This is a genomic window from Pseudomonas sp. A1230, from assembly GCF_044218825.1.
GTDB classification, from domain to species: Bacteria; Pseudomonadota; Gammaproteobacteria; order Pseudomonadales; family Pseudomonadaceae; genus Aquipseudomonas; species Aquipseudomonas iridis.
On sequence record NZ_CP162582.1, the window covers coordinates 2,796,214 to 2,821,181 of the forward strand.

The following is a 24,968-nucleotide window of genomic DNA, read 5'->3' on the forward strand; positions in this document are numbered from 1 at the left end:
AATATGGGGTGGACGATGGGGATCGAACCCACGACAACGGGAGTCACAATCCCGTGCTCTACCAACTGAGCTACGCCCACCATATTGCGTAACAAAAAAGCCAAACAACTTCTTTGTTGAACCTCACCAGCCCAAAGGCATAAATGAAGCTTTAATTGGTGCGGATGAAGAGACTCGAACTCTTACGCCTCGCGGCGCTGGAACCTAAATCCAGTGTGTCTACCAATTCCACCACATCCGCGGATGAAGCTTTTAAAACAAAAACGCCAGACCGTTAAATCTGGCGCTTTTCGAAATATGGGGTGGACGATGGGGATCGAACCCACGACAACGGGAGTCACAATCCCGTGCTCTACCAACTGAGCTACGCCCACCATATCGCGCTACTTGTGCCAAAGCTGCCTAATGGCGCACCCGGCAGGACTCGAACCTGCGACCATCCGCTTAGAAGGCGGATGCTCTATCCAGCTGAGCTACGGGCGCCTTATTAATCTGTACTCTTAAAGGACTACAAACTAAGTGCTTTCCAGTGCCGCGGAACGTTGATTCCGCTTTACTTTCTTAACCAGTGCTAGGCTGTGCCCGACAAGTGCGACGAATAGTATAGAGCGCTCCAAAGGTCGTCAAATCCTTTTTGAAAAAAATTCATTTAATTAAAGGAGTTAGGGGAATTTGCTGACCAAGCGCCTTTGCCCTCACCGCCCGACATGCGAGAATGCGTTCTCTTTTTTTCCCCTCTCGATGGTTAATCACGCGCAATGACTGCACAACTAATCGACGGCAAATCGATCGCCGCCAGCCTGCGCCAGCAGATCGCCAAACGAGTTGCCGAGCGTCGCCAGCAAGGCCTGCGCACTCCCGGCCTCGCGGTGATCCTGGTCGGCAGCGATCCTGCCTCTCAGGTTTATGTCTCGCACAAGCGTAAAGACTGTGAAGAGGTCGGCTTCCTCTCGCAAGCCTACGACCTGCCCTCTGACACCACTCAGCAAGCGCTGACCGATCTGGTCGACCGTCTTAACGACGATCCGGCCATCGACGGCATTCTGTTGCAGCTACCGCTGCCCGAGCATCTGGACGCCTCCAAATTACTGGAGCGCATCCGCCCGGACAAAGACGTAGACGGTTTCCATCCTTATAACGTCGGCCGTCTGGCCCAGCGCATCCCACTGCTGCGCCCATGCACGCCAAAAGGCATCATCACCCTGCTGGAAAGCACCGGTGCTGATCTTTATGGCATGGATGCGGTGGTTGTCGGCGCCTCCAACATTGTGGGTCGTCCGATGGCGATGGAACTGCTGCTGGCCGGTTGCACCGTGACCGTGACACACCGCTTCACCAAGGATCTGGCCGGCCACGTCGGCCGTGCCGATCTGGTGGTCGTGGCCGCCGGCAAGCCGGGCCTGGTCAAGGGCGAGTGGATCAAGGAAGGCGCGATCGTGATCGACGTCGGCATCAACCGTCAGGAAGACGGCAAACTGGTCGGTGACGTTGTCTACGAAACCGCCCTGCCCCGCGCTGGCTGGATCACTCCAGTGCCGGGCGGCGTTGGCCCGATGACTCGCGCCTGCCTGCTGGAAAACACCCTCTACGCGGCAGAAACCCTGCACGCTTAAGTCGGTTTTTTCGCAGCATTGGAACCCCGCCTCGTGCGGGGTTTTTCATGCGTGAAAAAAAAACTAACCGTTCGCCGGAAACCCCTCTTTTTACAGGTCTTTTCACGAGATTTTCAGGTCATTCAAACAACCATCGACAGATGTTCAGTCATACTTCTAGAATGCGACGCTTTTAAGAAATAACCCGTTACAAACTAACGGAATATCCAACTTTTATGAGTTCGCCCGCGTGAAAATTCGTCATTCGATTCTGAGCCTGTTTTTTGCATTTACAGGCGCATTCATCACGCCAACGATCAACGCTGCGGAAACCACCGCCGCCCCACGTGACGCTTCGACACTGAAGATCGCTTCCGGCAGCGCCCTGCTCATGGATATGCAGACCAACAAAGTCATCTACTCCAGCAATCCTGACGTGATCGTTCCGATCGCTTCCGTCAGCAAGCTGATGACTGGACTGGTAGTGGTTGAAGCCCGACAGAACATGGACGAATGGATCAATGTCGATATCAGCAGCACGCCGGAAATGAGAGGCGTGTTCTCCCGAGTCAAACTGAAGAGTGAACTGCCGCGCCGCGAGATGCTGCTGATTGCCCTGATGTCTTCGGAAAACCGCGCAGCTGCAAGCCTGGCGCATCACTACCCGGGTGGCTACGCAGCGTTTATCGCGGCGATGAATGCCAAGGCAAAAGCACTGGGCATGACCAGCACTCACTTTGTCGAGCCGACCGGCCTGTCGCCGCGCAACGTATCCACCGCGCGTGACTTGAGCAAATTGCTGATAGCGGCGCAAAAGCAACCGTTGCTTGTTCAGTTGAGCACCACCAAGGAAAAAACCGTAGCGTTCCGTAAACCCAACTACACCCTGGGTTTTCGTAACACCAACCATTTGGTGAGCAAGGACAACTGGAACATCAAGATTACCAAGACCGGCTTCACCAATCAGGCCGGGCATTGCCTGGTGCTGGTGACGAGCATGGGCAATCGCCAGGTAGCGCTGGTGATTCTTGACGCATTCGGCAAATACACACATTTTGCCGATGCCAGCCGTATCCGCAGCTGGGTTGAGACGGGCAAGAGCGCCAACGTTCCAGCGGTGGCGCAACAGTACAAGGCCGATAAAAACCTCAAGAGCCGCCAAAGTGGCGTGGTTGAAGCCTCCAAGTAAAAGGTAGCCAAACAAAAAGCCCCGAATCTTCGGGGCTTTTTTTCATCTACACGCCTCAGTCGTTAGGCAATGGCATCTTGTCATCGTCAGGAATGCCATCTCCCTTGCTGACATCCAGCGTAAGCCCAGGGGCTACCAAGGGCCGGGCCATTGGGTCGCGCATCGGGCTGTCCGGATCGAGCACTGGATCAACGCCTTCCTCAGGCGTCGTTGGCACGCTGTCGGGCTTTTGGTCATCGAAGCTTGAATCGGTACTCATACGCACCTCACATCAAGGTTTCAGATTGGCTAAAGGATCGTAGGGTTTGGCCGGTTTCTTTTCTTCTTCACCGGGTTCCACATCCAGCGGTGCCTTGGCGGGACCTACAGGATCAACTTGTGGATCGGCGACATCCGGCGAATCCGGATCAAACCCCAGGTCATCGCCTGAAGAATGCTCGGAAGAATGCGGGCCTTGCGGGGATCGAGAATCTGTCATGTCGCCTCCTTGTTCACCCGTGAACAACGGGTTGTCATCTTCAGAGGCCTGCCGAGCGCAGTCGTGCCCGGCAGATGACGAACGGAGACTCAGTGCGCGGCCAGTGCTTTACGCGCTTGCGCCGCTTCCGATTCCTGACCTGCCTGGGACAACTCGTCGGCAGCCTTGAGCCAGCGCTGACGATCCACGTCCGCAGGAATCTGCGCAGGTTTCTGGATCAGGATGGCCCAGCCGCCAGACTTTTCGAAGGCCGATTCAAAAGCGCTGAAGCTCATCAGCTCGCGACGGTTCATGCCCGCGCGCAGCAGCACTTTCTGTTTATTGCGGTCGTAACCGGAAAGAATCGCGTAGCGCGGCTCAGCCCAGAATGCCGAACCTTCGCTGAACCGCACCATCACCGGGAACCCTGCCGCAACCTGGGTCAACAAGGCCGGCAAGCTCTTGTCCAGCGGATACACAACCATGCCGTATTCTCGGGCCACGTTCTGGATGTTCTGTTGCAGCTTGTCCTCGGCACCCGGCAGGTGCAGCGGTTTTTCCAGCAAGCCCGGCGTGATCACGATGCCTTGCTGCGACAACAGACTGGCCAACACCTGCGGGCCGCTTTGATTGGCTTCGCCCCGATAGAACGTGCCGCTCAGCTCGACCCGTTCCGGCAGTCGCTTGACCTGCGGCGCGACAGTGCTCGCACACCCAACCATCACGGCTGCGCATCCGGCCACCACCAGCGCCGCACGAATTCGAGAAAATACCTGCACCTTTGTCACTCTCTGTTCAGACGCCGGTCGTCGTGTTCCGGCAAGGTCAAGGATCATAGGACGCCGCAAGGCTGCGGTATAGCCTTAAACCGCAGACACATCGATTGCATAGAGCAAACTGATTGGTCATCACCGACCTTTGGTCAATAGCTTGAAACACCCCAGTGACTAGACTGTCACTGAGACAGAGCGAACTGAAAAGTGGGCGCCCGATGCAGGGCAAAGAGGAGGCACTGATGAGCCTGACCATGACCATCGTAATGTTGATTGCCGGCTGGCTGGCTGTGGCCACCGCCATGCTTTGGGGAGTGCTGCGGATTGCGCGGCGCCATCATCATCCGGTTCAGAGCACGCCGGTAGATAAGGTTGACAAGCATCGCGTACGTCACGCCACAGCGCATTAAAAAATGCTGAAAGCCCCTCACCCTGGCCCTCTCCCTCGCGAGAGGTCTGGGCGGGCGGCGCGATGACGGGCGGGTTCGAATAGACACCACAAATCTTCAGTCGAAAAAAAACCGCCTGAACTCCAGGAGTTCAAGCGGCCTTTTGTCTTTCAGCTATTACGCCTGCGCGGCCAGCTTCTTCTGCTTGGCACGACGCGACAGCATGTTCAGCACTTCAATCCCGGCCGAGAACGCCATGGCGGCATACACATAACCTTTCGGTACGTGGGCGCCGAAGCCTTCGGCGATCAGCGTCATGCCGATCATGATCAGGAAGCCCAGGGCCAGCATCACCACCGTCGGGTTGTCGTTGATGAACTTGGCCAGCGGATCAGCAGCCAACAACATCACCAGTACCGAGGCCACGACCGCGATGATCATGATCGGCAAGTGTTCGGTCATGCCGACCGCAGTGATGATGCTGTCGATCGAGAACACCATGTCGAGCACCAGGATCTGGCCGATAGCCGCAGCAAAGCCCAGCGTGACCGTCGAGGTGGCCGACTTCGGGTCTTCCGGTGCCGGGTCCATGCTGTGATGGATTTCGGTAGTGGCTTTCCAGACCAGGAACAGACCACCGGCAATCAGGATCATGTCCTTCCAGGAGAAAGACTGGCCGAGGATGTCAATCACCGGCTCGGTCAACTGCACGATGAACGCGATGGTGCTCAACAGCGCCAGACGCAGAATCAACGCCATGCCGATACCAATGCGCCGCGCCTTCTGGCGATGCTGCTCAGGCAACTTGTTGGTCAGGATCGAAATGAAGATCAGGTTATCGATGCCGAGCACGATCTCCATCACGACCAGTGTGGCCAAGGCAACCCAGGCGGTGGGGCTGGCGGCGAGTTCTAACAGATATTCCATGGGTCAGTCCTGACTCTGTGTAAGACGATTTAGATGGTCTTGGAGGAAGATTCGGAAGTTTCCGAGTCTTTTTCCGATGGTTCTTTTTTCTCGATCAGCCCGCCAGTGGCATCGCTGATTGCTTGCTCGGCAGCCTTGTGGGTGTCATCGATGGCTTGCTTGGCGCTTTCGGCCGCTTTGCCCATCAACTGCTGAGCGCTTTTCTCGGCCTGATCGCAACCGGTCAGAACCAGTAAAGACGTAAACATCAACACAGGGAATGTGTATTTCATGAGGCTTCCTTGGAATAAACAGTCAGGGTCACAGACCGACCCTCGATGGCTGGGCATTCTAGGGAGCGAAACACTTCAGGAAAATTCGTATTTTTAGCGGCTATACTTCGGTTTTTACGAACTGACGGAGCCGCTAATGCTCAATTACCGACAACTGCATTATTTCTGGGTGGTCGCCAAAACCGGCAGCATCGTGCGTGCCTGCGAGCAGTTGAACCTGACGCCACAGACTATCAGCGGGCAGATTTCCCTGCTCGAGCAAACTTACGGTATTGAATTGTTCAGACGGGTTGGTCGGCAGTTGGAGCTCACCGAGGCCGGGCGTCAGGCCCTGCCCTACGCCGAGCAGATGTTTCAACTGGGCGGCGAACTGGAACTGATGCTGCGCGCCCAGCCCAACGAACAGCAGATCCTGTTCCGCGTTGGTGTTGCAGACGTGGTGCCGAAATCCATCGTCTATCGCCTGATCGCGCCAACCATGGAGCTGAACGAACCACTGCGCATCACCTGCCGCGAAGACAAACTCGAACGCTTGCTGGCGGATCTGGCGATCCAGCGCCTGGATCTGGTGATTTCCGACAGCCCGATGCCATCACACCTCGACATCAAGGGCTACAGCCAGAAACTCGGTGAGTGCGGGATCAGTTTCTTCGCGACCGCCGAACTGGCTGCGCGCTTCGGTCAGGATTTTCCGCGCAGTCTGCACGGCGCACCGCTGTTGATTCCCGGACCGGAAACCGTGGTGCGCAGTCGGTTGCAGCGCTGGTTTGCCGAGCAGCAGATCCAGCCGCAAATCGTCGGCGAGTTCGATGACAGTGCCTTGATGCAGGCCTTCGGCCAATCGGGCAGCGGGATTTTTATCGGCCCCAGCGTGATTGCCGAGGAAGTGAAGCGCCAGTACGGCGTTCAGCTGATCGGCCAGACCGACGCGGTGACCGAGTCGTTCTATGCCATATCCGTGGAGCGCAAGGTCAAGCACCCCGGCATCGTTGCGATTACCGAAGGTGCCCGACGCGAGCTGTTTACCGCGTTATGAAGCCTCGGCGCAGACGTCGCGCGGCTTGAGCGTCATCAGCACCATGGCGAGGAACACCGACAGCAGAATGAACCCTGCGGCGGCAAACCCGAGGAAGCCCAGACCTGCGCTGTCGATGACCCGGCCGCCGACCATCGCGCCCAGACCGATCCCCAGGTTGGCCCCGGCGATGTTCAGCGATGCGGCGAAGGCCGGCGCTTCAGGCGCGGCTTTCATCAGACGCACATGGCTGACCAGGAACAACGCCGCCTGAGTCACGCCCCAGATCCCCATCGCAACCGTCAAACCCAGCGGCGAATGAATGTTCGGCACCAGCGACACCATGCCGGCAATCATGAACGCACAGAACAACACCGACGCTCCCAGCGGATGGCGGTCCACTGCACGACCACCCAACGAGTTGCCGATCAAGCCGACCGCGCCGAAGCCCATCAGGCACCAGCCAACCACTGTGCCGTTGAAACCGGCGAGGCGCTCAAGGATGTCGGCCAGATAGGTGTAAACGGTGAACATGCCGCTGAACACCAGAATCGACAACACGACGTGGCCGATCATCAGCGGGCTGCGCAAGATCTTGAACTGCGAGCTGAAGCTGACCTGATGCTGGTGCAAATCGGTTTTCGGCAGATACACAAACAGCAGCAATGCCTTGGCAAAGGCGATCACCGCCAGAATGCCAAACGCGCTGCGCCAGCCGAACGCGTCGGATATCAAGGTGCCGACCGGAATGCCGAACACCGTGGCGCAGACAATGCCGAAGCCGATTTTGGCGATGGCTCGACCGGCAAAGTCCGGGCCGACGATGTCCACCGCCGTTTCACTGGCCAGCGCCCAGAACACCGGCAGCCCCAGCGCCGGGATCAACCGGGCAATCGCCATCACCCAGATATTGGGCGCCAGTGCGGCCACGGTATTGGCCAGACCGAACATGATCAGGATGCTGATAAACAGCTTGCGCCGCTCGAAGCGAGCGAAATACGCGGTCAAGAATGGGCCGAACATCGCCACGGTAAAAGCGAATAGAGTCACCAGCAGACCGGCCTGCGGGATGGTGACCTCAAGGTCTCGGGCTATCGCCGGTAGCAGGCCGACGATAACGAATTCCGTGGTCAGCACCGTGAAACCGGCGGCGGACAACAGAAGGATGGGAAACAGCATGGGAAACTCCAACGAAACGACGACACCAGCGATGACCGGAAGGCCCGCTGGCAGAACTTGAAAATGAGGATGCGCGATCTTAACAGAGTATGTCCGGACTGACTTGCACAAACCTGTCTATCTTGCTGACAGATCGGGTGGCAGATCGTCACATGCCTGAAGGATAAGGCCTACGCTGTGATAAAGTCCGCGCCCTGAAAAACGTACACCCGTTCAGCGGCCTGTTTAAGGACGTTGAAATTGCGTCAACACTTTCGCTGCGTGGTGGTGGTCTGCCCTGGTTTTGCCACCGCCTCACGCAACCTTGTACCCAATAAAAAAACAGAGATGCCGTCATGACCGCTTCATCCCCTTCTCTATTGCAACGCTTGAAAAACCTGAGCCTGGTCACGCAGATCGTGATCGGCCTGATTGCCGGTATCGTCTTGGCGATGTTCGCGCCGGAAGCGGCGAAATCGACGGCGTTTATCGGCAAGGTGTTCGTTTCGGCATTGAAAGCCGTGGCGCCGATTCTGGTGTTCGTGCTGGTCATGGCGTCGATCGCCAACCACAAGCACGGCCAGGAAACTCACATCCGTCCGATTCTGTTCCTTTACCTGCTGGGCACCTTCTCCGCAGCAGCGGTGGCTGTGGTCGCGAGCATGTTGTTCCCGTCGAATCTGGTACTGGCCACCGAGAACGTTGCGGTATCCGCGCCGGGCGGTATCGGTGAAGTGCTGCAAAGCCTGCTGCTCAGCGTGGTGGATAACCCGGTGAGTGCGCTGATGAACGCCAACTTCATCGGCATTCTGGCCTGGGCGATCGGCATGGGCATCGCGATTCGTCATGCCGGCGACACTACCCGCGAAGTGCTGGGTGATTTGTCCAACGGTGTCACGGTAATCGTGCGCGTGGTGATTCGCTTCGCTCCACTGGGGATCTTCGGCCTGGTCGCTTCGACGCTGGCCACGTCCGGTTTCGGCGCGCTGATGGGGTATGCGCACCTGCTGGCGGTGCTGCTGGGCTGCATGCTGTTCGTGGCGCTGGTGATGAATCCGCTGATCGTGTTCTGGAAGCTGCGTCGTAACCCGTATCCGCTGACCCTCAAGTGCCTGCGCGAAAGCGGCATCACTGCATTCTTCACCCGCAGTTCGGCGGCGAACATTCCGGTCAACCTGGAATTGAGCAAGCGTCTGGGCCTGCACGAAGACACGTACTCGGTATCGATCCCGCTGGGCGCGACGATCAACATGGCCGGCGCGGCAATCACCATTACCGTGCTGACCCTGGCCGCAGTGCACACGCTGGGCATTGCCGTGGATATTCCGACGGCGATCCTGCTGAGTGTCGTCGCCGCGATCTGCGCCTGCGGCGCTTCGGGTGTGGCCGGTGGCTCGCTGTTGCTGATCCCGCTGGCGTGCAGCCTGTTTGGCATTCCAAGCGAGATCGCCATGCAGGTGGTTGCGGTAGGTTTCATTATTGGCGTGCTGCAGGATTCCGCCGAAACCGCGTTGAACTCCTCCACCGACGTGCTGTTTACCGCAGCGGCGTGCCTGGGTGAGGAAGAGAAAGCCCAACGCACCGCGTAATTTTCGCTGCAATAAAAAGCCCGCCAAGGTGTGAACCTTGGCGGGCTTTTTTGTGGCTGAAATCGCGGTCCCCCTCACCCCAACCCTCTCCCCCCGGGCGGTCCGACGTTTCGGGAGGGTTAGGGTGAGGGGCTCTTGGCGATTTAGAACGCGCCCATGTAATCGCGTTTACCCACTTCAACACCGTTGTGACGCAGCAAGGCGTAGGTGGTGGTGACGTGGAAGAAGAACTGCGGCAGACCGTAGGTCAGCAGGTAGGACTGGCCACTGAAGCGCTTCTCTTTCGGCGTGCCTGGACGGGTAACGATTTCGATGCCTTCCTTGCCATCGATCTGCTCTGGCTTGATCTCGCCGATGAAGGCCAGGACCTTGGCGATCAGGGCTTGCAGTTCGGCGAAGGTGGTTTCGCTGTCGTCGTACTTCGGCAGTTCGACTTCAGCCAGACGCGCGGAAACACCTTTGGCGAAGTCCACGGCAATCTGCACCTGACGGGTCAGCGGGAACATGTCCGGGTACAGGCGCGCTTGCAGGAAGGCGTTCGGGTCGATGTTTTTCTCGGTGGCGTGGGCTTCAGCCTTTTTCAGGACATCGCTCAGGGCGTTGAGCATTTGTTGAAAAACCGGGACGGATGCGGCGTACAGGGAAATGGTCATGGCAGTCTCGTGTAGTGGCTGGGTGGAACATGGGGGCGATTATAGCCATGCTTGATGACCACACGGCTTGCCTTTTGTTTGGCAAGGATTACGCTAGGCGCCTTCGACTGCTGAGGGAACGCGCGATGACCACCGAACCAGAATCCACCTTTGACGAGCCACGGCTTAACGCCACGGAAATCCGTATCCTCGGTTCGTTGATCGAGAAACAGGCCACCAGCCCGGAAACCTACCCGTTGACCCTCAACGCACTGGTCACCGCCTGCAATCAGAAAACCAGCCGTGAACCGGTGATGAACCTGACCCAGGGCCAGGTTGGCCAGAGCCTGCGCGCTCTGGAAGGTCGCGGTTTTGCCAAGCTTGTCATGGGCAGTCGTGCCGACCGCTGGGAGCACAAGGTCGACAAGGCGCTGGAGCTGGTGCCGGCGCAGGTGATCCTGACGGGGCTGCTGTTTCTGCGCGGCCCGCAAACCGTAAACGAACTGCTGACCCGCAGCGGGCGCATGCATGATTTCGAAGATGCCGAGCAGGTGTCGCATCAGCTTGAGCGCCTGATTGCTCGCGGGCTGGCGGTGTTGATTCCACGTCAGGCCGGGCAGCGCGAAGATCGTTACACCCATGCGCTGGGTGATCCGGCGGATATCGAGGTCATTCTGGCGGCGCGGCACAATCCTCAGGAGCGCGGCGCGGGTAGCGGTGTTTCGGTGGAGCGTATCGAAGAACTTGAGGCGCGGATTGCGGCGCTGGAAGAACGTCTGGCGCGGCTGGAATAAACACCTGAAATCAGTGTGGGAGCCAGCAGGCTAGCTCCCACAGAAAATATCCGACCTTAAGACGTGCGTGTTATTCGCCATCCCAGTAATCCACCCCATCCGCCTGTCGCGCCACAGCGACAAAGCCTGACGCATTGCCTTCGGCATCGACCGTGAAATTGTCCATCACCGCATATTTATTCGAATCCGGGTATTCGCAAATATCCGGCTGCTGCTGAGTGCTGACTGCCAGATAGCGCAGTTCGCCCGCGCTGGTATTGATGATCTGATGCGCCATCTCCGGGCCGCCCGGCGGACAGGCAATGACATCACCTTCCCGGATCGGGAATCGCTCGGCGCCAAGACGGACCTCGCCCTTCCCGGCCACCACGTAGAACATTTCCTCATTGACCCGATGGCTGTGAAACGGGCTGCCGCGCATACCCGGCGGCAGTGCATACAGGCGATACCCGAGCTTCTGTGCACCGAGTTGCTGGCCAATCCGCGCTGAGCGTTGCTGGTAACGTGCGGCGGTTTCGCCTTCGGGGGAAAGGGCTTCGGGCAGCGGTTCGAGTTTGACCTGATGCAGATTGAGAATACGCGGGGGCATGCTGACCTCGGTTTTTGTGGGTGGGCAAGTCTGGGCTTGCTGGCGAAGCAGTATAGGCAACCCGAAACACCGCCGTGACCTCATCGCTGGCAAGCCAGCTCCCACAGGCATCTCCTGTGACCACCAATCCTGTGCACCACCAAGACTCAATTTGGGAGCCGGCCAGCGATGGGGCCAGCTCATTCACCGCATGACTTTCAGCTACGCGCAAACTCCACCGCTGCCTGAAACTGCTCTTCGGTCGGCCGCACCCCGGTATAAAGCACAAACTGCTCCAGCGCCTGGATCGCAATCACCTCCAGCCCGGTGATCACTCGCTTGCCTTCAGCCCGTCCGCGCACGATCAGCGGCGTTTCCGAAGGAATCGCCACCACATCAAACACAGTCTGCGCCGCGTTGATCACCTCAGGCTCAAACGCCAGTTGCCCTGCTTCCGGGCCACCGTCCATACCGACCGGAGTGACGTTGATCAGCATCTGCGGGCGCTCATCGCCCAATGCTGCCAGCCAGCGATAACCCAGCGAGTCTGCGAGTGCACGCCCGGCGCGCTCGTTACGGGCGACGATCAAGCCGTTTTTGTAGCCACCATCACGCAGGGCACTGGCCACAGCCTTGGCCATGCCACCGCTGCCGCGCAGAGCGAAGGTCGATTCCTTGGGCACCGCGTGGGTTTCCAGCAGTTGTGCGATGGCAATGTAGTCAGTGTTGTAAGCCTTGAGATGGCCATGGGTGTTGACGATGGTATTGATCGACTGAATCGCCGCCGCCGACGCGTCCAGCTCATCGACCAGCGCAATACTGGCCTCCTTGAACGGCATCGACACTCCGCAACCACGGATGCCCAGCGCGCGAATCCCACTGACTGCGCCGGTCAGATCCTTACTGGCGAAGGCCTTGTAGTAGAAATTCAGGCCCAACTGCTCATACAAATGGTTATGAAAACGCAGACCGAAATTACCCGGGCGGCCGGACAGGGACATGCACAGCTGGGTGTCTTTGTTCGGGTTCATCTGCATGAAACTTCTCCTTCAAACGCACTTTCGGATGGGCGGGATTAGCCAGCCCATCGGGTTCTGTTCGATCATATCGGCGTGTCTGTACGCGATGACGTTAGCGTTGAGCGTCCGGTAAAGAAAACGGTACAGACCTTACACAAAATTTACCTGGCGGCTGTGCTGAATTTCAAAAAAACGCTGTCTTAGAAGTATCCCCGCGACGACTGCGGGCCTGGTGCAGGCCCTGCCGCCGGGTCGAAGAACCGAGGAATTATCATGATTCGTAAACTCTCCATCATGGCAATGTTGATTGGCGCACTCGCTGTCACAGGACAGGCAGAAGCCGGTGGTGACCATGGCTGGCAAGGCCCTGCGGTGTTTGGCGCGATCGTCGGCTCGGCCATCATCGGCTCGGCGCTGATCAATCAGGATCGACCGGTGTATGTCCAGCAACAACCGGTTTACGTTCAGCCACAACCGGTTTACGTGCAACAGCCGCCCCCACCGGTTTATTACCAACCGGCACCGGTGTATGTGCAGCAACCGGTATATATCCAACAGGCACCCGTCTATTACGGCCCGCCTCGCGGTTATTACGGTCGGCCACACGGTTACTACGGTGGCCCACGCTGGTAACCGAAACACAAAGCCCCGCCTTGATAGCGGGGCTTTTTTGTGACCGTCTGTCGGCCAGCGTCTGAAAAAATCTCGCCAAGGTCGCTGTGAGGACAGTTTCAACAGCTAAAGTCGGCATGATGGATTTGACCGCTGGGGAAACATCGAACGGTCATTTATTTGTCATGACGGAACCGCAAGCTGAATCCGTCCGTAAACAACAGGTTGATAACAACAAGGACGACTCCATGCCAACACAAAATCCGCACCGCATCGTCGGCTTGTGCACCTCCAGCAAGGTGTACAGCGCGCTGACCGAGCTCAAGCACCTGGAAGGCCACCGCTGCGCCAAGTTTCTTTCGCTGCTGGCCGAGAACCTCGTGCACAAAGGGCTGCTCAATGAGCGTGAAGTGATGCACATGCTTGATCAAGTGGTCGATTGAAACAGCCCTCACTGTTATCAATGACCACTATCGAAAGCGTTGATTGTCCCTGAGAACGCCGAGTCCCTAAGGTAGCGCCATCGATTGATGGAGGTCCTTGTCATGGCTCAGGTTCAAATCATGTCCGTTATTGGCAGCGCCGTTCCCGCCTCACTCAGAGAGCTGGGGTTGCTCGCCTGTTGGTATCTGGTGCGTGACGGCGAGCCGATCAGCGGCCCGCTCACGTCCTTGCCGGCAGCGCAGGCACTGTCGCAACAGGTCGCCGGCGCGCGGTTCCAGGTTTAAGGCAACTGCACCTTGGGCTTGGTCTCGATAAACAGCGCCCAGCTGGACATGAACAGCGCGGCAATCAAAGGCCCGATCACGAACCCGTTCAAGCCGAATACCGCCAGACCGCCCAGGGTCGAGATCAGGATCAGGTAGTCGGGCATGCGTGTGTCCTTGCCGACCAGAATCGGGCGCAGCACGTTATCGACCAGCCCGATCACGAAAATGCCGAACAAGCCGAGCACGACACCCTGCCAGATCATGTTGCTGAGCAGGAAATAGACCGCCACCGGTGCCCAGACGATCCCGGCTCCGACAGCGGGCAACAGCGACAGAAACGCCATCAATACCGCCCACAGCAGCGCGCTGGGGATGTCGAGAAACCAGAAAATCGCGCCGCCCAGCGCACCTTGCGTGACCGCGACCACCAGGTTGCCCTTCACCGTTGCCCGCACCACGCGGTTGAACTTCAGCTGCAGGCGTCGCTTGTGACTCTCTTCCAGCGGTACGGCGGTGCGTATCTTGCGCGCCAGTTCCGGGCCGTCTCGCAGAAAGAAGAACAGCAGATAGAGCATGATGAAGAAACTCACCACAAACTCAAATGTACCCTGGCCAAAACTGAATGCCTGAGTGGCCAGCACCTGGCTGCCCTGCATCGCCGACTTGACGATTTTGTCGCGCAAGCCATTCAGCTCGCCCATGCCGAAACGGTCCAGCAAATGCTGGAAGTACGGCGGCAGACTCTGCTTGAACTGCGCCAGATAAGCCGCGACATCCAGCTCGCCACTCTCGATGTTCTTGTAGACCATCGCCCCTTCCTGGACCAGCAACACGCTGATGATGATCACGGGCAAAATCGCAATCACCAGGCAGACGCTCAACGTACACAGCGACGTCAGGTTGCGCTGCCAGCCGAATCGGGCCTGCAACCGGCGCTGCATCGGCGCAAACAGAATGCCGAGGATCACCGCCCAGAACACCGCGCCATAGAACGGCAACAGAATCCAGATGAAGGCCACCGTCACCAGTAACAGCAACACCGTCAGCGATTTGAATTGAATACTTTTTTGGTTCATGTCCAGTCCATGTCAGTCAGGCGCCATGCACGCCAGCCCAACTTAGTCAGCCGCCAACCGCGCGAGTGCCATCTTTATTCAAGGAGCATAGATCCAGATCAATAAACCCCGCAGACAACCGCACTACCCTGCCGCGCTTTTGCGAGCGCTGCCGCCATGACTCCCACCCTCACTCTCGCCGCCCCCGAATTGCTCGCCCCCGCCGGCACCCTGAAAAACATGCGTTACGCCTTTGCCTACGGTGCCGATGCGGTTTACGCCGGCCAGCCGCGCTACAGCCTGCGGGTGCGCAACAATGAATTCGATCACGCCAATCTGGCACTGGGTATTCGTGAAGCGCAGGCGCAGGGCAAGCGCTTCTACGTGGTGGTCAACATCGCGCCGCACAATGCCAAGCTCAAGACCTTTCTCAAGGACCTGGCACCAGTCATCGAGATGGCGCCGGACGCGCTGATCATGTCCGATCCGGGGCTGATCATGCTGGTGCGCCGGCATTTCCCGCAGATGCCGATCCACCTTTCGGTGCAGGCCAACACGGTGAACTGGGCGAGCGTCGAGTTCTGGCAGCAACAGGGCCTGAGCCGGATTATCCTGTCCCGCGAACTGTCGCTGGAAGAAATCGCCGAAATCCGCGAGCAAGTGCCGGGCATGGAGCTGGAGGTGTTCGTTCACGGTGCCCTGTGCATGGCCTATTCCGGACGTTGCCTGCTCTCGGGTTACATGAACAAACGTGACGCCAATCAGGGCACCTGCACCAACGCCTGCCGCTGGAAATACTCGGCGCAGGAGGCCACGGAGAATCAGCTGGGCGAGATCGTCCAGACCTTTCAGCCCGAGCCAACCCTGGGTCTTGGCGCGCCGACCGATCAGGTGTTTCTGCTGCAGGAAGCCAATCGCCCTGACGAATTGATGCCCGCCTTCGAGGACGAGCACGGCACCTACATCATGAACGCCAAGGATCTGCGCGCGGTCCAGCATGTCGAGCGCCTGACCCGCATGGGCGTGCATTCACTGAAAATCGAGGGCCGGACCAAATCGCACTTTTACTGCGCGCGCACCACGCAGGTGTATCGCCGGGCAATTGATGATGCGGTGGCCGGGCGCGAGTTCGATCGCAGCCTGATGAACGATCTGGAATCACTGGCCCAGCGCGGCTACACCGAGGGTTTCCTGCGTCGCCATGTGCATGACGAGTACCAGAATTATCTGCATGGCAGCTCGGTGTCGGAGCGACAGCAGTTTGTCGGGGAGTTGACCGGCGAGCGGCGTGACGGATTGGCCGAGGTCAAGGTGAAGAACCGTTTTGCGCTGGGCGATCATCTGGAATTGATGACGCCTGGGGGCAACTTTCATTTTGATCTGCAGGAACTGCGCAACCTCAAGGGCGAAGCTATTGAAGTGGCGCCGGGGGATGGGCATACGGTGTATGTGCCGATTCCGGACGGGGTGGATTTGCGCTTCGGGTTGTTGATGCGCGACCTCAAGCCAAACTAACCAGCTCCATCATCCACACGAACCCGTGTAGGAGCTGCCGAAGGCTGCGATCTTTTGACTTGGATTTAAAAAAAGCAAAATCAAAAGATCGCAGTCTTCGGCAACTCCTGCAGGGGTGATGTGTTCGGAGCATAAAGGGCGGCTGGGTCAGGTGAATTCTTCGCGCAACATCGCCACAAACGCCTCGCGCGCCGGGTGCACCCCGGCGTTTTCATGCCAGTAAAACAGATTGTCGATGGCCGTCAGTTCGGCGAACTCATAGCCCACACACCCCGCGCCTTTGGCGTATTGCTCGAACACCCCTTTGGGCACCAACGCCACGCCCGCCCCCGCACTGACGCACCCGACAATTGCCCCGTAACTGGCCAGACTGACAATCGGCAACGCCTGCCCCTGACGCAACAACCAGTGCTCCAGCGCCGCCCGATACGGACAGCCTTGCGGCCACATGAACACGGTTTTGTCCTGCAGATCATCGATGCCGCGCACCGGCCCGAACGACGTCGAGGCAATCAGCAGCAACTCTTCGCGATACATCGGTGTGCGCTTGAGCTGCGAGCGCTCAACGTCCACCGCGACAATCGCGCCGTCGAGGCGATGGTTCAGCGTGTCGTCGAGCAACTGGCCCCAGGTGCCGGTGGTGAGTTCCAGTGCGACCTGCGGATAACGCTTGTGAAACTTCGCAAGCAGCCGTGGCAAACGCCCGGTGGCCGACGATTCGATGGCGCCGATGCGCAGCGGCCCGGATGGCTCGGCCGAGGGATCAACTGCGCGTTTGGCCTCCGCGGTCAGCGCCAGAATTTTGTGCGCATAGGCAAGAAACGTCTGCCCTGCCGGACTGATCCGCAGCCCACGTCCCTCACGCAGAAACAGTGCAACGCCCAACTCCGCCTCCAGCGCCTTGATCCGCGCGGTGATGTTCGACGGCACGCAGAACAGTTTTTCCGCCGCCCGGGCGATGCTGCCTTCCTCGGCCACGGTCTTGAACATACGGATTTGTGCCAGCTCCATACTCATCACTCTGAGTGAACATTCAGCGCAGTATAAGTCAGTTGTGGCGAATGATTGCCCGCCCGGATACTCGGCGCATCATGCCTACTGGTGCTCGATCATGCCGTCCCCTGCTTCGCTGAAAATGTTACTGGCCATGGCGTTTGTCGTCGGCTGCTGGGCGTATTCGCCAACCGGCATCCACATCGGCCTGCAAGCCTACGATCCCGGGCATCTGGCGTTGCTGCGGTTTCTGTTGGCGTCGGTGTTCATGGCGTTCATCGCCGCGTTCAAAGGTCTGCAACTCCCTCGCTTGAGGGACGTACCACTGCTGTTCGCACTGGGTTTCTTCGCGGTCAGCCTGCATCACGTCGCGCTGAACATCGGCCAGCAAAGCGTCAGCGCCGGGGCGTCGAGCGTGCTGGCGCAATCGAGTCCACTGTTCAGCACTTTACTGGCGCGTTTTGTGTTCAAGGATCAGATCAGTGTCTGGCGTTGGGGCTGTGTGTTGCTGGGTTTGGTCGGCGTGGCGATTGTGGTCAGCGGTGATCGTGGTGTGCGCGAGATCGACGCGCATGGCGCGCTGATCTTGCTGGCGGCGGTTTCCTGGAGCATTTATTTCGCCCTGCAAAAGCATCACGCCCGGCGCTATGACGGTTTGAGTCTGACGTGCTACGCGGTGTGGTCGGGGACATTGCTGTTGCTGATTTACCTGCCCGGGTTGAGCGACGCGGTGATGAAAGCGCCGCTGCGGGTGCAATGGGCAGTGTTGGCGCTGGGTGTGTTTCCAAGTGCCCTGGCCTATCTGGCGTGGGGGTTTGTGCTCAGGCATGTGGATTTGAGTCGGGCGACCATGACCCTGTACCTGATTCCGCCGACGGCGATGGGGATTGCGTCGGTGGGGCTGGGCGAGCGGCCGACCCTGTTGATGCTGGCGGGCTCGGCGGTGGTATTGGTCAGTGTGCTGGCATTGAATCTGGAGCGGCGGTTTTGGCTGGGGCGGACTGCGTGCGCTAATCATTGATATCGAGTGAGACGGATGCCGCCATCGCTGGCAAGCCAGCTCCCACAGGGTTCGGGGTTGTACAAAGGTTCTGCTGCACACCCGCATAACCTGTGGGAGCCATCACATCAATCAGAGCCAGCTGCCCATCAGCGCCGATCATCCGACAACGGCGTCGGTTCATCCGCCGGCGGCATTTCTTCATCCGCCGGTGGGTCCTTCCAGTCCTCCGGCCGATCGGCGTCACTCAACGGATCGCGCCCCGGGGTCATCCCTGGCGGTGCATCGTGATCGCCCAGTGACGGCTCATCGGTGCCGGGCACCGGGAGGGTCGGGTCGGTGGGAAGCACTCCCCCCTGAAACAGCAAGTCGTTAGCCATGACGCACCTCACCAAAGAGGTCCGGAAAACCCGGGCCGTACAGTTTGGAAGCGGCCCCGGGAACGGCGTGCCATCGAACAGACCAACGGCGCTCAATCCTGTGCCAGGAACCGGTCGCGACTGTTGGTCAGATGCAGCCACATGGCTGCCCGCGCTGCATCCGGATCCTGGCGCTTGATTGCATTCAAAATCGCCTCATGCTCCAGATTGGCCAGTTGCCCCAGCTTGCTCAAATCCGCCGCCCCACGCTCGACTGCATTGACCCGCGCCCGCGGAATCATCGCGTTGCCCAAGTGCTGCATGATCTCGCTGAAGCACACATTGCCGGTGGCCTCGGCGATCAACAGATGAAAACGCCGATCGGCCTCGACGCAGCTGTCGTTGTTGGCCAACAGACGTTGATAGTCATCCAGCGCCTGGCGCATCTGCAGCACTTGCTGCTCGCTGCGGCGCTGCGCCGCCAGCGCCACGGCTTGCGTCTCCAGCCCCATGCGCAATTCAAGAATGCTGCGCACCCCGAGCGCGGTGTCGACGTTCAGCCGCAACCCCTGCTCCGGCGCCCGCTCGATCACGAACGTGCCGATGCCATGCCGGGTCTCGACCAGCCCCGACGCCTGCAATTTGGAAATCGCCTCGCGCACCACTGTGCGGCTGACCCCGTATTCCTGAACGATGGAATTCTCCGACGGCAATTTGTCGCCGGGGGACATTTGCCCGAGCAGGATGCTCTGGGTGAGCTTCTCCACCAGGTCATGGGCCAGGTTGTGCGCACGTTTGCGCGCGGGGGCGTCGAGGTCTTCTTGCATGGTCGGTTCCGGTGAACGGTGCTTGCGGATCGTAGCACTGCGGGGATGGCTGACAAGGTCGACTTTACCCCTCCGGGCTCGAACAACTTGTATGACAACACTCATTTTCCGCGAAAAAACTCGTTCATGAATTAAGCGTCCCGCTGAAATAAAATGCGGAGCCGCTCAAATGACACGACCGCCCAACACAAGATAAAACCAGTAAATACGGACTTAACACCAAAAAAAGCATAAAAAATCTGCCTCTCCAAAGAATTTAGTCGGTCCTTGCCACTTGTAGGACAAAAAAACCTAGTTGTATGATGTCTATCAACAACGCAGCACCCAGCCCTACCCCGCATAAAAATAATCAGTGGGAGAAAACCTAGTGAAAACCTCCGTCTCCGGGATGAACGAGGGCGTTGATTCAACGCTGGCGTCCGCCATCTCGAAAGTGAAACGCCACGTCTTGCCGCTCTTCGTGATCATGTTCATCGTCAATTACATTGACCGGGTGAACATCGGTTTCGTCCGTACCCACATGGAACATGACCTGGGCATCGGCGCCGCCGCTTACGGCTTTGGCGCCGGTCTGTTCTTCATCGGTTATGCGCTGTTCGAAGTCCCCTCCAACATGCTGTTGCAGAAGGTCGGCGCACGCATCTGGCTGACCCGAATCATGTTCACCTGGGGCGTGGTCGCTACCTGCATGGCGTTCATCCAGAACGAAACCCACTTCTACATTCTGCGTTTCCTGCTCGGTGTCGCCGAGGCCGGGTTCTTTCCCGGGGTGATCTACTACTTCACCCGCTGGTTGCCCGGCGCGGAACGCGGTAAAGCCATTGCGATCTTCCTCAGTGGCTCGGCCATTGCCTCCCTGATCTCCGGCCCGCTGTCCGGCCTGCTCCTGCAAATCAACGGGCTGGGCATGCACGGCTGGCAATGGATGTACTTCATTGAAGGGATGTTTTCGGTGTGCCTGTGCGTGTTCGTCTGGTTCTGGCTCGACGCCAAACCTCACGATGCAAAATGGCTGAGCCGCGCCGAACAGGACGCGCTCGTCACGGCCATCGACGACGAACAGAAGGCCCGCGAAGCTGCCACACCGATCCGGCCATCGATGGGCAAACTGCTCAAGGACCGGCAGATCATCCTGTTCTGCCTGATCTACTTCTTCATTCAGTTGACGATCTACGCCGCGACCTTCTGGCTGCCGAGCATCATCAAGAAGATGGGCGAACTCAGCGATGTGCAGGTCGGCTTGTTCAACTCGATTCCGTGGCTGCTGTCGATTGTCGGCATGTATACCTTCGCCTCCCTCTCCACCAAATGGAAACACCAGCAGGCATGGGTCGCCGCTGCGCTGTTGATCGCTGCAGCGGGAATGTTCATGTCCACCACGGGTGGGCCGATCTTCGCCTTTGTCGCGATCTGCTTTGCGGCGCTGGGTTTCAAGTCGGCTTCGTCGCTGTTCTGGCCGATACCGCAGGCGTATCTGGATGCGCGAATTGCCGCCGCCGTGATCGCGCTGATCAACTCGGTGGGCAACCTTGGCGGTTTCGTTGCGCCGACCACTTTCGGACTGCTCGAAGAACACACCGGCTCGATTCAGGGTGGCCTCTACGGCTTGGCCGCTACCTCGATCATTGCCGCGATCATCGTCTTCTTCGCCCGCACCAAGCCTAAGCCGGCTGCGGATATTGCTATAGCTGAAACTGCGCCGAAACACGCCTGATTCTGAAAGATACGAAAGGATAAAAACAATGAACGCACACGACACCGCCAAAGCCCCGATCATCACTGACATGCAGGTCATTCCGGTGGCCGGCCACGACGGCATGCTTCTTAATCTGAGCGGCGCCCACGGGCCATTTTTCACCCGCAATATCGTCATTCTCAAAGACAACGCCGGCCATACCGGTGTCGGTGAAGTACCCGGTGGCGAGCGCATTCGCCAGACGCTGGAAGACGCACGCAGCCTGGTCATCGGCAGCCCGATCGGCACGTATCAAAAGATGCTCAATCAAGTCCGTCAGACCTTTGCCGACCGCGATGCCGGCGGCCGCGGCCTGCAAACCTTCGACCTGCGCATCACTATTCACGCGGTCACCGGCCTCGAAGCCGCACTGCTCGACTTGCTCGGTCAGCACCTCGACGTGCCAGTCGCGGCGCTGCTCGGTGAAGGCCAGCAACGCGATGAAGTGAAGATGCTTGGCTACCTGTTTTACGTCGGCGATCAGCACGAAACCGACCTCGCCTACCGCAGCGAACCGGACGCCGAAAACGACTGGTTCCGCGTGCGTCACGAGAAGGCCATGACCGCCGAAGCCGTGGTGCGCCTCGCCGAAGCGGCCCACGCGAAATACGGCTTCAAGGATTTCAAGCTCAAGGGCGGCGTGCTCAGTGGCGACGCGGAAATCGAAGCGGTCACGGCGCTGGCCGAACGCTTTCCGCAGGCGCGCATCACCCTCGATCCGAACGGCGCCTGGTCACTCAAGGAAGCGATCCGCTTGTGCCGCGACCAGCATCAGGTTCTGGCGTATGCGGAAGATCCGTGCGGTGCGGAAAACGGGTATTCCGGCCGCGAAGTGATGGCAGAGTTTCGCCGCGCCACCGGCCTGAAAACCGCCACCAACATGATCGCCACCGACTGGCGTGAAATGGGGCATGCGATCCAGCTGCAATCGGTGGATATCCCGCTGGCCGACCCGCACTTCTGGACCATGCAGGGTTCCGTGCGCGTGGCGCAAATGTGCCATGAGTGGGGACTGACCTGGGGCTCGCACTCCAACAACCATTTCGATATTTCGCTGGCCATGTTCACCCACGTTGCGGCGGCGGCACCGGGTGAAATCACCGCCATCGACACCCACTGGATCTGGCAGGACGGCCAGCGCCTGACCAAGGCGCCGTTGCAAATCGTCGACGGTTGCGTGCAGGTGCCGAAGACGTCGGGACTGGGCGTGGAAGTGGATATGGATCAAGTGGCCAAGGCTCACGAACTGTACAAAGGCATGGGCCTTGGCGCACGGGATGACAGCGTGGCGATGCAGTTTCTGATTCCGGGCTGGAAGTTTGATAACAAGCGGCCGTGTCTGGTGCGCTAACGCTTCACTAACATCACGGATCCCCTGCACTCTCAATTTGCAGGAGGTATGTAATGGCCAGTCCGACACATAAACCTGTGGGAGCTGGCTTGCCAGCGATGACGTCAACACGGGCAACATTCAAGGTGCTGACCCAACGCTATCGCTGGCAAGCCAGCTCCCACAGGGTCGTGTGCTAGACAGCGATTTGTAGCAACCAGTTTTTAAACGCATTCATCGCAGCCGTCTCCGGCCGCGACTGCAATCGCGTCAGCCAGTAACTCCCGGTCGTGATCTCGATCGCGAACGGCTGGCGGATCGCATCCGCCGCCAGTTGCCGGGCAAACATCAGCGGCGGGGCCAACGCCACGCCACTGCCCTGCAACGCCGCCTCCATCATCGCCAGCGACGAGTCGAACATGATGCTTTGCGGCGGCGCGGCCTGTGTCGCCAGACCCGCCGCCTGAAACCACGCTGGCCATTCATCAGTGCGATAGGAACGCAGCAACGTCTGCTGCAACAAATCCCCAGGCGTGTGCAATTGCCGGGCGATCTCCGGCACGCACAGCACTGATAGTGGCGCATCGAGCAAGCGCATCGCCTCGATACCGTGCCAGGCGCCAGCGCCAAAGCGGATCGCATAATCCAGCCCTTCGGCGGCAACATCCACGCGATTGTTGTGCGTCGACAGCCGTAAATCTATGAGCGGATGTTTCGCCCGGAAGTCCGCAAGCCTTGGCAACAGCCAACCCACGGCGAAAGTGCCGACCGCCCCGACGGTCAACATCTCGCGATACTGTCCACCGGCAAGGCGTTCGAGGATCTGCGCGATGTGATCAAACGAGGTGCTTAACACCGGCAGCAACGTTTCGCCTTCACTGGTCAGCATCAGCCCGCGGGGCAGGCGTTTGAACAGTGTTACGTTGAGCTGCGCTTCGAGGCTTTTGACCTGATGACTGACGGCAGCCTGAGTCACGCACAGCTCCACGGCAGCTCGAGTGAAACTCAAGTGACGCGCCGATGCTTCGAAAGCGCGCAGTGCATTGAGCGGCAATTGCGGTCGAATCATGCCCAGCCCCTAATTTTTCTAATGGCTAATCCAAGATTTCGTCGTTTGTCGATTCACGTCGGACTGCCTAAATTGTCGGCGCTGATCAGCCGCCCATTACAAAAATCGTCCGCAGTGTAGCGCGATACCACCATCAACACTCATGGAGAGTGGTTCACTTATGTCATCCATCAACCTGACCAAAGCCTTTTCCTGTAGCGCGTTCGGACTACTATTCGGCGCTGCAACCTGCCTCGGCGCCCCGCAAACCGATGAGCAACTGCAAGCTCTGGTCAAAGCCGCCGTCACACCGGTGATGCAGCAACAGAACATTGCCGGCCTGGCCGTTGCACTGACCATCAACGGCCAGCCGCATTACTTTAACTACGGCGTTGCCGCCAAGGACACCGGGCAGAAGGTCAGCGAAAACACCCTGTTCGAAGTCGGCTCGGTGAGCAAAACCTTCACCGCGACATTGGGCGGTTATGCGCAGGCCACGGGCAAACTGGACCTGTCGACCAAGGCCAGCACGCTGTGGCCGGAGCTAAAAGGCAGCGCCTTCGACAACATCAGCGTGCTGCAACTAGGCACCTACAGCGCGGGCGGTTTGCCGCTGCAGTTTCCTGCTGATGCGGACTCAACGGACAAGATGCTCGGCTATTACCGGCAGTGGAAACCGGCCTATTCGCCGGGCAGCCATCGCCTGTATTCGAACCCCAGCCTCGGGCTGTTCGGCTATCTGACGGCAAAAAGCCTTGATCAACCCTTTGCTCAGGCCATGACTGAAACCTTGCTGCCGAAGCTGGGCCTCAAGCACACCTTCATTGAAGTGCCCGCCTCCGAAGCGAAGCTCTACGCGCAGGGTTACGACAAGAACGACAAACCGGTTCGTGTCAGCCCCGGCGCACTGGATGCCGAAGCCTATGGCATCAAGACCAGTGCGGCGGATCTGCTGCGCTACGTCGAGGCCAACCTCAAGCCTGCGAACCTTGAACAGCCGCTACAAAAAGCCATCGCCGCGACCCACACCGGTCACTACACCGTCGGCGATATGACGCAGGGTCTGGGCTGGGAGCGTTATCACTACCCGATCAGCCTGGAGAAGCTGCAGGCCGGCAACTCGACGCCGATGGCAATGGAGCCGCACAAGGTCAAATGGCTGACCCCGCCACAGCCTGAGCCGGCCAATGTGCTTTACAACAAAACCGGCGCAACCGGCGGTTTCGGCGCGTACGTGGCGTTCGTGCCATCGAAGGATATTGGCATCGTGATTCTGGCCAACAAGAACTACCCGAATGCGGAACGGGTGAAGATTGCGCATGAGATTTTCAGTGCGCTGACCAACTAAAGATCAAGAGATCGCAGCCTTCGGCAGCGCCCTTCTTGCAGGCAATAAAAATGGGCGACCTA

28 protein-coding genes and 4 tRNA genes are annotated in these 24,968 nt (G+C 58.8%); 14 read left to right on the top strand and 18 right to left on the bottom strand.

Annotated features, from left to right (window positions below; genetic code table 11):
• Positions 1-4 precede the first annotated feature (4 nt).
• The 4 genes from AB4P97_RS13135 to AB4P97_RS13150 all read right to left on the bottom strand — a co-directional run bounded on the left by AB4P97_RS13135 (position 5) and on the right by AB4P97_RS13150 (position 483).
• Positions 5-80, bottom strand: a tRNA-His gene (locus AB4P97_RS13135).
• Positions 81-156: 76 nt separating this feature from the next.
• Positions 157-241: transfer RNA gene (locus tag AB4P97_RS13140), tRNA-Leu, on the bottom strand.
• A gap of 57 nt (positions 242-298) precedes the next feature.
• A tRNA-His gene (locus AB4P97_RS13145) sits at positions 299-374 on the bottom strand.
• 32 nt (positions 375-406) lie between these two features.
• Positions 407-483, bottom strand: a tRNA-Arg gene (locus AB4P97_RS13150).
• Positions 484-758: 275 nt separating this feature from the next.
• On the opposite strand from AB4P97_RS13150, the gene folD reads away from it, so the two are divergent.
• Positions 759-1,613 (top strand): bifunctional methylenetetrahydrofolate dehydrogenase/methenyltetrahydrofolate cyclohydrolase FolD, encoded by an 855-nt coding sequence (gene folD / locus AB4P97_RS13155; RefSeq protein ID WP_042559951.1) that lies wholly within the window; start codon positions 759-761, stop codon positions 1,611-1,613.
• 229 nt (positions 1,614-1,842) lie between these two features.
• Positions 1,843-2,781: a D-alanyl-D-alanine endopeptidase gene (gene pbpG, locus AB4P97_RS13160; protein WP_395602798.1), complete on the top strand. Its 939-nt coding sequence runs from the start codon at positions 1,843-1,845 to the stop codon at positions 2,779-2,781.
• A gap of 55 nt (positions 2,782-2,836) precedes the next feature.
• Here the strand turns inward: pbpG and AB4P97_RS13165 are convergent, their stop codons facing one another.
• From AB4P97_RS13165 to AB4P97_RS13175, 3 genes are all read right to left on the bottom strand, one after another.
• On the bottom strand, positions 2,837-3,040 hold the full coding sequence (locus AB4P97_RS13165; protein ID WP_395602799.1) for a hypothetical protein: 204 nt from the start codon (positions 3,038-3,040) through the stop codon (positions 2,837-2,839).
• A gap of 12 nt (positions 3,041-3,052) precedes the next feature.
• Positions 3,053-3,259 (bottom strand): DUF6021 family protein, encoded by a 207-nt coding sequence (locus AB4P97_RS13170; RefSeq protein WP_042560025.1) that lies wholly within the window; start codon positions 3,257-3,259, stop codon positions 3,053-3,055.
• Between the two features lie 89 nt (positions 3,260-3,348).
• Entirely contained in the window at positions 3,349-4,074 is a 726-nt protein-coding gene (locus AB4P97_RS13175; protein WP_047300700.1) for a peptidase C39 family protein, read from the bottom strand.
• 179 nt (positions 4,075-4,253) lie between these two features.
• Between AB4P97_RS13175 and AB4P97_RS13180 the strand changes: the two genes are divergently transcribed.
• Positions 4,254-4,421, top strand: coding sequence for a hypothetical protein (locus AB4P97_RS13180; RefSeq protein ID WP_164488113.1), 168 nt, complete (start codon positions 4,254-4,256; stop codon positions 4,419-4,421).
• Between the two features lie 156 nt (positions 4,422-4,577).
• Here the strand turns inward: AB4P97_RS13180 and AB4P97_RS13185 are convergent, their stop codons facing one another.
• Positions 4,578-5,327 carry a TerC family protein gene (locus AB4P97_RS13185; RefSeq protein WP_042560028.1) on the bottom strand — a complete coding sequence of 250 codons (750 nt, stop codon included), beginning with the start codon at positions 5,325-5,327 and terminating at the stop codon, positions 4,578-4,580.
• A gap of 29 nt (positions 5,328-5,356) precedes the next feature.
• Positions 5,357-5,599, bottom strand: coding sequence for a hypothetical protein (locus tag AB4P97_RS13190; RefSeq protein ID WP_042560029.1), 243 nt, complete (start codon positions 5,597-5,599; stop codon positions 5,357-5,359).
• A 136-nt stretch (positions 5,600-5,735) separates the two neighbouring features.
• Between AB4P97_RS13190 and nhaR the strand changes: the two genes are divergently transcribed.
• Positions 5,736-6,635, top strand: coding sequence for a transcriptional activator NhaR (gene nhaR / locus AB4P97_RS13195; protein WP_042560030.1), 900 nt, complete (start codon positions 5,736-5,738; stop codon positions 6,633-6,635).
• Here nhaR and AB4P97_RS13200 read toward each other — a convergent pair.
• Positions 6,630-7,793, bottom strand: coding sequence for an MFS transporter (locus AB4P97_RS13200; RefSeq protein WP_042560031.1), 1,164 nt, complete (start codon positions 7,791-7,793; stop codon positions 6,630-6,632). The two genes, nhaR and AB4P97_RS13200, sit on opposite strands and share 6 nt — an antisense overlap.
• A 335-nt stretch (positions 7,794-8,128) precedes the next feature.
• Between AB4P97_RS13200 and sstT the strand changes: the two genes are divergently transcribed.
• The gene (sstT, locus tag AB4P97_RS13205) at positions 8,129-9,361 is read left to right on the top strand and encodes a serine/threonine transporter SstT (RefSeq protein WP_042560032.1); all 1,233 of its coding nucleotides are present in this window, start codon (positions 8,129-8,131) and stop codon (positions 9,359-9,361) included.
• A gap of 143 nt (positions 9,362-9,504) precedes the next feature.
• Here sstT and AB4P97_RS13210 read toward each other — a convergent pair whose 3' ends face one another.
• Positions 9,505-10,014, bottom strand: a complete 510-nt coding sequence (locus tag AB4P97_RS13210; protein ID WP_042560033.1) for a DUF1993 family protein — start codon at positions 10,012-10,014, stop codon at positions 9,505-9,507.
• A gap of 125 nt (positions 10,015-10,139) precedes the next feature.
• Between AB4P97_RS13210 and AB4P97_RS13215 the strand changes: the two genes are divergently transcribed.
• Positions 10,140-10,787, top strand: a complete 648-nt coding sequence (locus tag AB4P97_RS13215; RefSeq protein ID WP_042560034.1) for a YceH family protein — start codon at positions 10,140-10,142, stop codon at positions 10,785-10,787.
• Positions 10,788-10,857: 70 nt separating this feature from the next.
• On the opposite strand, the gene AB4P97_RS13220 is transcribed toward AB4P97_RS13215, so the two are convergent.
• Positions 10,858-11,376 carry a cupin domain-containing protein gene (locus tag AB4P97_RS13220; RefSeq protein WP_042560035.1) on the bottom strand — a complete coding sequence of 173 codons (519 nt, stop codon included), beginning with the start codon at positions 11,374-11,376 and terminating at the stop codon, positions 10,858-10,860.
• A 197-nt stretch (positions 11,377-11,573) separates the two neighbouring features.
• On the bottom strand, positions 11,574-12,392 hold the full coding sequence (locus AB4P97_RS13225) for a shikimate 5-dehydrogenase (protein WP_042560036.1): 819 nt from the start codon (positions 12,390-12,392) through the stop codon (positions 11,574-11,576).
• Positions 12,393-12,647: 255 nt separating this feature from the next.
• Here AB4P97_RS13225 and AB4P97_RS13230 point away from each other — a divergent pair, with 255 nt between their 5' ends.
• From AB4P97_RS13230 to AB4P97_RS13240, 3 genes are all read left to right on the top strand, one after another.
• Positions 12,648-13,007 carry a hypothetical protein gene (locus AB4P97_RS13230; protein ID WP_395602800.1) on the top strand — a complete coding sequence of 120 codons (360 nt, stop codon included), beginning with the start codon at positions 12,648-12,650 and terminating at the stop codon, positions 13,005-13,007.
• A gap of 227 nt (positions 13,008-13,234) precedes the next feature.
• Complete coding sequence (locus tag AB4P97_RS13235) at positions 13,235-13,429, top strand: hypothetical protein (protein ID WP_016984641.1); 195 nt, start codon at positions 13,235-13,237, stop codon at positions 13,427-13,429.
• Between the two features lie 102 nt (positions 13,430-13,531).
• Complete coding sequence (locus AB4P97_RS13240; protein WP_042560038.1) at positions 13,532-13,714, top strand: hypothetical protein; 183 nt, start codon at positions 13,532-13,534, stop codon at positions 13,712-13,714.
• On the opposite strand, the gene AB4P97_RS13245 is transcribed toward AB4P97_RS13240, so the two are convergent.
• On the bottom strand, positions 13,711-14,772 hold the full coding sequence (locus AB4P97_RS13245) for an AI-2E family transporter (RefSeq protein ID WP_042560039.1): 1,062 nt from the start codon (positions 14,770-14,772) through the stop codon (positions 13,711-13,713). The two genes, AB4P97_RS13240 and AB4P97_RS13245, sit on opposite strands and share 4 nt — an antisense overlap.
• A 156-nt stretch (positions 14,773-14,928) precedes the next feature.
• Here AB4P97_RS13245 and yegQ point away from each other — a divergent pair, with 156 nt between their 5' ends.
• Positions 14,929-16,266, top strand: coding sequence for a tRNA 5-hydroxyuridine modification protein YegQ (gene yegQ, locus AB4P97_RS13250; protein WP_395598395.1), 1,338 nt, complete (start codon positions 14,929-14,931; stop codon positions 16,264-16,266).
• Positions 16,267-16,413: 147 nt separating this feature from the next.
• Here the strand turns inward: yegQ and AB4P97_RS13255 are convergent, their stop codons facing one another.
• Entirely contained in the window at positions 16,414-17,277 is an 864-nt protein-coding gene (locus tag AB4P97_RS13255) for a LysR family transcriptional regulator (RefSeq protein WP_395602801.1), read from the bottom strand.
• Positions 17,278-17,377: 100 nt separating this feature from the next.
• On the opposite strand from AB4P97_RS13255, the gene AB4P97_RS13260 reads away from it, so the two are divergent.
• Positions 17,378-18,280, top strand: a complete 903-nt coding sequence (locus AB4P97_RS13260) for a DMT family transporter (RefSeq protein WP_395602802.1) — start codon at positions 17,378-17,380, stop codon at positions 18,278-18,280.
• A 128-nt stretch (positions 18,281-18,408) separates the two neighbouring features.
• Here AB4P97_RS13260 and AB4P97_RS13265 read toward each other — a convergent pair whose 3' ends face one another.
• Together AB4P97_RS13265 and AB4P97_RS13270 are read right to left on the bottom strand one after the other, a co-directional pair.
• Positions 18,409-18,639 carry a hypothetical protein gene (locus tag AB4P97_RS13265; RefSeq protein ID WP_042560043.1) on the bottom strand — a complete coding sequence of 77 codons (231 nt, stop codon included), beginning with the start codon at positions 18,637-18,639 and terminating at the stop codon, positions 18,409-18,411.
• A 92-nt stretch (positions 18,640-18,731) separates the two neighbouring features.
• Complete coding sequence (locus AB4P97_RS13270; RefSeq protein WP_042560044.1) at positions 18,732-19,445, bottom strand: FadR/GntR family transcriptional regulator; 714 nt, start codon at positions 19,443-19,445, stop codon at positions 18,732-18,734.
• A 367-nt stretch (positions 19,446-19,812) separates the two neighbouring features.
• Between AB4P97_RS13270 and AB4P97_RS13275 the strand changes: the two genes are divergently transcribed.
• Both AB4P97_RS13275 and gudD read left to right on the top strand, forming a co-directional pair.
• Positions 19,813-21,159 carry an MFS transporter gene (locus tag AB4P97_RS13275; RefSeq protein WP_395602803.1) on the top strand — a complete coding sequence of 449 codons (1,347 nt, stop codon included), beginning with the start codon at positions 19,813-19,815 and terminating at the stop codon, positions 21,157-21,159.
• 28 nt (positions 21,160-21,187) lie between these two features.
• On the top strand, positions 21,188-22,531 hold the full coding sequence (gudD, locus tag AB4P97_RS13280) for a glucarate dehydratase (RefSeq protein ID WP_115147281.1): 1,344 nt from the start codon (positions 21,188-21,190) through the stop codon (positions 22,529-22,531).
• Positions 22,532-22,706: 175 nt separating this feature from the next.
• On the opposite strand, the gene AB4P97_RS13285 is transcribed toward gudD, so the two are convergent.
• Positions 22,707-23,579 carry a LysR family transcriptional regulator gene (locus AB4P97_RS13285; protein WP_395598392.1) on the bottom strand — a complete coding sequence of 291 codons (873 nt, stop codon included), beginning with the start codon at positions 23,577-23,579 and terminating at the stop codon, positions 22,707-22,709.
• Positions 23,580-23,739: 160 nt separating this feature from the next.
• On the opposite strand from AB4P97_RS13285, the gene ampC reads away from it, so the two are divergent.
• The gene (ampC, locus tag AB4P97_RS13290) at positions 23,740-24,906 is read left to right on the top strand and encodes a class C beta-lactamase (protein ID WP_395602804.1); all 1,167 of its coding nucleotides are present in this window, start codon (positions 23,740-23,742) and stop codon (positions 24,904-24,906) included.
• Positions 24,907-24,968 lie beyond the last annotated feature (62 nt).